Below are 7,397 nucleotides of genomic sequence, written 5' to 3' on the forward strand. Positions count from 1 at the left end.
AATGCAGCCCGGGACGCTCTGCGTCCACTGCGAAGCCGAACGCGGAGCGTCCGAAAAGGCATTCCCACGCGGAGCATGGGAACGATCACAGGCGGGTCTCAGTCGTGATGAACCCGGGCGCGTCGATCGTTCCCCACGCTCTGCGTGGGAATGCAGCCCGGGACGCTCTGCGTCCACTGCGAAGCCGAACGCGGAGCGTCCGAAGAAGCGTTCCCACGCGGAGCATGGGAACGATCACAGGCGGGTCTCAGTCGTGATAAACCCGGGCGCGTTGATCGTTCCCACGCTCTGCGTGGGAATGCAGCCCGGGGCGCTCTGCGTCCACTGCGAAGCCGAACGCGGAGCGTCCGAAAAGGCATTCCCACGCGGAGCATGGGAACGATCACAGGCGGGTCTCAGTCGTGATGAACCCGGGCGCGTCGATCGTTCCCCACGCTCTGCGTGGGAATGCAGCCCGGGACGCTCTGCGTCCACTGCGAAGCCGAACGCGGAGCGTCCGAAGAAGCGTTCCCACGCGGAGCATGGGAACGATCACAGGCGAGTCTCAGTCGTGATGAACCCGGGCGCGTCGGAGCAATTTTTTGCAACGCTCGGACAAATGCAGCACTCGCAGATGCTTGCCGGCCTTGTTGTAGCGCTCGCGCAGAGTGTCGAGCGCGGCGATGGCGGAGTAGTCGACGAAGCTCAAATGACGACAATCGAGCGTCACTTGCGCCGGGTCGTTGGCCGGATCGAATTGGTTGAGAAATGGCGTGGTCGAGGCGAAGAACAACGTACCGTGGACCCGGTAAAGCTTGCTGCCGTCGCTCTCCAGATGACTGTCGGCGTACAGCTGCCGGGCCTGTTGCCAGGCAAAATTCAGCGCCGCGATAATGATGCCGCACAGCACGGCGGTGGCCAAATCGGTGAACACGGTAATCACCGTCACGGCGATGATCACCAGCGCATCGTTCAGCGGGACCTTGTTCATCACCCGCAGCGAGGCCCAGGCGAAGGTCTGTTGCGACACCACGAACATCACCCCGACCAATGCCGCCAACGGAATGCGCTCGATCAGCGGCGACAGGAACAGGATGAACAACAGGATCGACACCCCGGCCACCACCCCGGACAAGCGCCCGCGCCCACCGGAGCTGAGGTTGATCACTGTCTGGCCGATCATCGCGCAGCCGCCCATTCCCCCGAATACGCCGGAGACCATGTTGGCTGCCCCCAGCGCCACACATTCGCGGTCCGGGTAGCCACGGCTCTCGGTGATTTCATCGGTGAGGTTGAGGGTCAGCAGGGTTTCCAGCAGGCCCACCAGCGCCATCAGGATCGCGTACGGCGCGATGACGCGCAGGGTTTCCAGGTTCCATGGAATATCCGGCAATGCCAGCGTCGGCAGACCGCCGGCGATGTGCGCCATGTCGCCGAGGGTGCGGGTCGGCAAGCCGAGCAGATACACCGCCAGGCCCACCCCCAGAATTGCCACCAGTGCCGGCGGCACGGCGCGGGTCAGGCGTGGCAGCCCATACACGATGGCCATGGTCACGACGACCAGGCCGACCATCATGTACAGCGGCGTACCACTGAGCCAGCTTTCGCCATTCTTGAAATGCTCCAGCTGCGCCAGCGCAATGATGATCGCCAAGCCGTTGACGAAGCCGAGCATCACCGGGTGCGGCACCATGCGCACCAGTTTGCCCAGCCTTAGCAAACCGAACGCCATCATGATCAAACCACCGAGCAAGACCGTGGCCAGCAGGTACTGCACACCGTGTTGCACCACCAGCGCGACGATCACCACCGCCATCGACCCGGCAGCGCCGGACACCATGCCCGGCCGGCCGCCGAACAGCGCGGTCAGGGTGCAGATGATGAAAGCACCATAAAGCCCCATCAACGGATTGAGATGGGCGACCAGGGCGAAAGCGATGCATTCGGGCAGCAGGGCGAAAGAGGTGGTGAGCCCGGCCAGGGCATCGGCGCGCAGAATTCTTGGTTTCATGGGGGACCGCATACAGGGCAGCAAAAAGAGTGTGCGGATGTTACGGATGCACATTCACAAATGCCATCGCGGGCAAGCCCGCTCCCACAGATTCTGCGTCGCTCACCGGTTGCGTGACCACACAATACCTGTGGGAGCGTGGCTTGCCCGCGATGAACGATGACGCAGTCCAAACCAGAAAAGAGATGCCAGGCCTATCTCAGTCGTTGAAGTTCGTTGAGGCATAAAGCGCCAGCTTGCCCTGAATAAAATCCAGAAAGCACTGAATTCGCAAGGCCAGTTGCGAGTTGCGGTAGTACACGGCATTGATCGGTTGGCGATAGCCGCTGTTGAACTCTGCCAGCAACACTTTCAAGCGGCCGGCACGAATGTCTTCGATGGTCATGTAGTGCGACAGGCTGGCGATGCCCTGCCCTTCCAGCGCCAGATGGCGGATGGTTTCACCGCTGGAGGCGCTGAGCGCCGCCTCGATCGGCCAGCGATCGCCATGCACATAACGCAACGGCCACTGGTTGAGGCCTTCGTTCTGGGTGAAGCCCAGCAAGGTATGGGCGGACAGATCTGCCACCGCGGTCGGCGTGCCGTGTTTTTCCAGGTACGCCGGGCTGGCGACGATGTGCAACGGGCTGCAACCGAGTGAGCGCGCGTGCAGGGTCGAGTCCGCCAGCGTGCCGATGCGGATGGCGATGTCGGTACTTTGCTCCAGCAAATCGATGATCAGATCGTTGCTGTTGAGCTCAAGCTGGATGTCAGGGTAGAGCCGCCGGAATTCATCGATGTAAGGCACGATGGCGTGCAGCATGAACGGCGAGGCCGCGTTGATGCGCAAACGCCCGGACGGCGTTTGCTGGCGCGAGGACAAGCGCTCTTCGAGCTCGTCCATCTGATCGAGAATCAGCTTGGCGTGTTCGAAGAAATACTTGCCCTCCTCGGTCAGGTCCATGCGCCGGGTGGTGCGGTTGATCAGCGTGGTATCGAGCTTGGCCTCTAGCCGCGACAGCGTGCGGCTGACCGCCGACGGGGTTTGCCCGACCTGCTCGGCCGCCGCTGAAATCGATCCGCACTCAATCACGCAGACGAAAATCTGCAACTCATCGGACCTGGCTTTCACGTTTGCCCCTCATTCAAAAACTGGCTTGATAGTAGCTGGATGCGGGGCAAAAGGAACCTCAGGCCTTGAGGCCGAACACCTCGGTCAAATGCTGTTCATAACGCGCCACGTCACCTTCGATGTTCGGGCGTTTCATCACGTCCACGCTAAGGAAGGTCGGCAAACCGCTCATGCCGAGGAATTCGTTGGCCTTGTGGAACGGGAAGTACACCGCGTCCACACCTTTGCCTTCGAAGAAGTCGGTCGGGTCGTCGAAGGCTTGCTGCGGTGCGTTCCAGGTCAACGACAACATGTATTGCTTACCGTGGATCAAACCGCCGCTGCCGTACTTTTGCGAGGCATCGGAACGGGTGCGGCCGTCGCTGGCGTACAGGCTGCCATGACCTTCGGTAAAGACTTCATCGATGTACTTTTTCACGGTCCACGGTGCGCCCATCCACCAGCCTGGCATCTGGTAGATGATCACGTCGGCCCAGAGGAACTTGGCGACTTCTTCAGCCACGTCGTAGCCCTCGTCGATGAACGTGGTTTTCACGTCCACGCCACCACGGTCCAGCACGCTTAACGCAGCTTCATGCAGGGTGGTGTTGTAACGGCCATCGGAGTGGGCAAATTTTTTGCCGCCATTGAGCAACAGAACTTTTTTCATGGGAGGTCTCGGGAAGGTCAGGAATCGGATGGCGGCAGATTAACGATCTGCCTCGCGCGGAATAAGCGCTCATTGCACAAAATTCATTTGACCCACACGCACGAATCAACAAGAGATTGTTGCCTTAGACTGGCGCCGATTCTGACCAGAGGACCTCCTAATGAGTGAAATCCAAGGCTTCATCCTGCATGCCAAGACCCGCCCGGAAAAATCCGCGGCCTTCGAAGCGTTTTTCAGCGACCACGTAGAAGCGAGTCGTGCCGAGCCCGGCTGCATCGAGTACCACATGCTGCGCGACAAGCAGGACCCGACGCTGTTCATCTTCTATGAGATCTGGCAATCACAGGCCCATCTTGACGTGCACTCGAACCTGCCGCACATGAAGCAGTTTCTTGAGCAGCGCGATGAGTACCTGGAGCGTGACTTCGAGATCCGCGCCATCGAGATGATCAGCCCGTCGTCCGCTAGCCGCTGATCAACAAATGGCCGCCGAGCAATCCGAGGCCAATGAAGAACACACGCTTGAACAGCACGGCGCTGATCCGCTGACGCAGCCATTGCCCGAGCATCATGCCGAGCACCGCAGGAATCAGCACCAGCAGCGACGCACTCAACTCGCCCCCGCCCAAAGCCCCGCGCCACAGTAACCCGCCGGCCAGGGCGAGGGTCGAGACAGTGAACGACAGGCCCAGTGCCTGCACCAGTTCATCCTTGCTCAACCCCAGTGCCTGCATATACGGCACTGCCGGGATCACGAAGACGCCGGTAGCCGAGGTAATGACGCCGGTGACCAGACCGCAGAGCGGCCCCAGCCAACGTTCGTTGCGACTCCCCACACACAGGGTTGGCAGAAACAGACCACTCAAGGCATACAGCATCAACGCCGCTCCCAGCCCCCGCACCACCCAGTGCCCTCCGGCCATGCCGATCCACAGCGTGCCCATGCCGGTGCCAAGGAAAATCGCCAACAACATCGGCCATAACCGCTTGACCAACCCCGGCAGATGCCCTCCGAACGCCAGTTGCCAGAGGTTGGTCAAGGTGGCTGGAATAATCAGCAGAGCCGCAGCTTGCGACGGAGCCATAGCCAGACCGAGCAAGCCCATGACAACGGTCGGCAGGCCGAGGCCGATCACCCCCTTGATCATGCCGGCCAGCAGGAAGGTGGCGATGACCAGCAATGAAAGGGCCAGACCGAGGTTTTGGTAGAACGTGACGAGCGTATTCATGGGGCTATCCTGAGCCCGGATTGGCCAGTTGAAAATCTGCCATATACTAAGGCTGCCTCTTGCCTGGCAAGAGCCTGAAAAATTGATCGCGCCGACTGACGCCTTCGCGGGCAAGTTCGATCCCACATCTGATCGCGTTCGCCCGGAACACCCCGGTCACCTGTGGGAGCGGGCTTGCCCGCGATGAGGCCAGTCCAGACAACGCATAACCGGCGGCTACCCATGCACTTCGACCTCACCGACCTGCGCCTCTACCTGAACATCCTCGACACCGGCAACATCACCGCCGGCGCCACGCGCAGCCATTTGTCCCTGGCAGCGGCCAGCGCGCGAATCCGCGCCATGGAGTCGTCATTGGGCACCGATTTTTTGCAACGCGGTCGTCGTGGTGTCACGCCAACACCTGCCGGAAAAGCCCTGGCGCGGCATGCCAGGGTTTTGCTGCAACAGGCACAGCGCATGCAACAGGACCTGGCCGAATACGCCAACGGCGTCAAAGGCCAGGTCCGATTACTGTGCAACACCACGGCAATCACCGAGTACTTGCCGGAGTTGCTCGCCGACTTCCTGCGCGAACACCCCAATCTCGATATCGACCTGCAAGAACTGCCCAGCGCACGCATCACCCACGCACTGCGTCAGGGAGCGGCAGACCTCGGCGTTGTCTCCGATGCAGTGGATACCACTGACCTGCAGACCTGCGCGTTTCGCGACGACCCGTTGGTGCTGATCATGCCCCACGAACATCCCTTGGCACAGGCGAGCTCGGTGAGCTTTGCCGACACGCTGCATCACCACTACGTCGGGCTGAACGCCAATAGCGCACTGGCGGTGTACCTGGAGGAACAGGCGCTGCACGCAGGTTCACGCATGCAGATCCGCATCCGCGCCGATGGCTTCGATGGCGTGATGCGCATGGTTGCCCGCGGGGCGGGACTGGCGATCGTACCGCTGGCCGCAATCGAACGCGCCCCCATCGGACCGACCTTCAAGCGCCTCGCCCTGCAAGAACCCTGGGGCCAACGCAAGCTGTTGCTTTGTGCCCGGGACTTCGCCGTATTACCCGGCTACGCCAAGGCCCTGCTGCATGCATTGACGCTCTCCTGAGTCGTCGAACGCTGTGCGTTTCTGGACAGCTCAGTGTCGAGCACAGACAACTGAGCAAGGGACGGGCGCTATAGGGTGCGACTTCAGTTCCAGTACCCACTGCCGGAGTCATCATGACCGCACCGATTACCGTTCTTCGCGACACTCACCCGCTGCCCGTGCTCGACGCCTGCAAATGGGAAAAACTCGAAGGCGACCCGCACACCGTCAACCTGAACGCCTACACCAGCGAAGACGGCAGCAAGATCATGGGCACCTGGATCTGCACGCCGGGCAAGTGGTATGTGGACTACGTGAAATGGGAGTACTGCCACTTCCAGGAAGGCTACTGCATCATCACCCCGGAAGGCATGGCGCCGATCCACCTGCGCGCCGGTGACATTTTCATCGTCGAGCCAGGCATGAAAGGTACGTGGGAAGTGGTGGAAACCGTGCGCAAGTATTTCGTGTTCGCCTGATGGAAAAAACCTGAGGGCAATACCAAACCTGTGGCGAGGGAGCTTGCTCCCGTTCGGCTGCGAAGCAGTCGTGAAATCAGCAAGCACGTTTTAGCTGAAACTGCGCATTTGCCTCATTCCGGGTCCGCTGCGCGAACCAGCGGGAGCAAGCTCCCTCGCCACAAAAGACCGCGTAAATACGTGAAATGGGAGTACTGCCAAGTATTTCGTGTTCGCCTGATGGAAAAAACCGGGAGATCACCCGACGTGATCTCCCGGTCAAAAATACCTGCAGGGCATCACCAAACCTGTGGCGAGGGAGCTTGCTCCCGTTCGGCTGCGAAGCAGTCGTGAAATCAGCAAGCACGTTTTAGCTGAAACTGCGCATTTGCCTCATTTTGGGTCCGCTGCGCGAACCAGCGGGAGCAAGCTCCCTCGCCACAAAAGTCCGCGTAAATAAGTGAAATGGGAGTACTGCCAAGTATTTCGTGTTCGCCTGATGGAAAAAACCGGGAGATCACCCGACGTGATCTCCCGGTCAAAAATACCTGCAGGGCATCACCAAACCTGTGGCGAGGGAGCTTGCTCCCGTTCGGCTGCGAAGCAGTCGTGAAATCAGCAAGCACGTTTTAGCTGAAACTGCGCATTTGCCTCATTCCGGGTCCGCTGCGCGAACCAGCGGGAGCAAGCTCCCTCGCCACAAAAGTCTGCGTAAATAAGTGAAATGGGAGTACTGCCAAGTATTTCGTGTTCGCCTGATGGAAAAAACCGGGAGATCACCCGACGTGATCTCCCGGTCAAAAATACCTGCAGGGCATCACCAAACCTGTGGCGAGGGAGCTTGCTCCCGTTCGGCTGCGAAGCAGTCGTGAAA

7 protein-coding genes are annotated in these 7,397 nt (G+C 60.3%); 3 read left to right on the forward strand and 4 right to left on the reverse strand.

Going from position 1 to position 7,397, the window contains the following annotated elements; translation table 11 throughout:
* Positions 1 to 544 precede the first annotated feature (544 nt).
* The 3 genes from D8V06_RS13130 to D8V06_RS13140 all read right to left on the reverse strand — a co-directional run bounded on the left by D8V06_RS13130 (position 545) and on the right by D8V06_RS13140 (position 3,750).
* Complete coding sequence (locus D8V06_RS13130; protein WP_056854920.1) at positions 545 to 1,990, reverse strand: SulP family inorganic anion transporter; 1,446 nt, start codon at positions 1,988 to 1,990, stop codon at positions 545 to 547.
* Between the two features lie 199 nt (positions 1,991 to 2,189).
* On the reverse strand, positions 2,190 to 3,101 hold the full coding sequence (locus D8V06_RS13135; RefSeq protein WP_056854919.1) for a LysR family transcriptional regulator: 912 nt from the start codon (positions 3,099 to 3,101) through the stop codon (positions 2,190 to 2,192).
* A 58-nt stretch (positions 3,102 to 3,159) separates the two neighbouring features.
* Positions 3,160 to 3,750 (reverse strand): NAD(P)H-dependent oxidoreductase, encoded by a 591-nt coding sequence (locus tag D8V06_RS13140; RefSeq protein WP_056854918.1) that lies wholly within the window; start codon positions 3,748 to 3,750, stop codon positions 3,160 to 3,162.
* A gap of 160 nt (positions 3,751 to 3,910) precedes the next feature.
* On the opposite strand from D8V06_RS13140, the gene D8V06_RS13145 reads away from it, so the two are divergent.
* Positions 3,911 to 4,225, forward strand: a complete 315-nt coding sequence (locus tag D8V06_RS13145; protein ID WP_130906211.1) for a putative quinol monooxygenase — start codon at positions 3,911 to 3,913, stop codon at positions 4,223 to 4,225.
* On the opposite strand, the gene D8V06_RS13150 is transcribed toward D8V06_RS13145, so the two are convergent.
* Positions 4,215 to 4,979 carry a sulfite exporter TauE/SafE family protein gene (locus D8V06_RS13150; protein ID WP_130931089.1) on the reverse strand — a complete coding sequence of 255 codons (765 nt, stop codon included), beginning with the start codon at positions 4,977 to 4,979 and terminating at the stop codon, positions 4,215 to 4,217. The genes D8V06_RS13145 and D8V06_RS13150 overlap by 11 nt on opposite strands.
* A 222-nt stretch (positions 4,980 to 5,201) precedes the next feature.
* Here D8V06_RS13150 and D8V06_RS13155 point away from each other — a divergent pair, with 222 nt between their 5' ends.
* Together D8V06_RS13155 and D8V06_RS13160 are read left to right on the forward strand one after the other, a co-directional pair.
* A complete protein-coding gene (locus tag D8V06_RS13155) occupies positions 5,202 to 6,086 on the forward strand; it encodes a LysR substrate-binding domain-containing protein (RefSeq protein ID WP_130931090.1) in 885 nt (294 codons plus the stop codon).
* Positions 6,087 to 6,199: 113 nt separating this feature from the next.
* The gene (locus tag D8V06_RS13160; protein ID WP_056854914.1) at positions 6,200 to 6,544 is read left to right on the forward strand and encodes a cupin domain-containing protein; all 345 of its coding nucleotides are present in this window, start codon (positions 6,200 to 6,202) and stop codon (positions 6,542 to 6,544) included.
* Positions 6,545 to 7,397 lie beyond the last annotated feature (853 nt).

Origin of the sequence: Pseudomonas sp. Sample_24 (assembly GCF_004307605.1) — a bacterium.
GTDB lineage: Bacteria > Pseudomonadota > Gammaproteobacteria > Pseudomonadales > Pseudomonadaceae > Aquipseudomonas.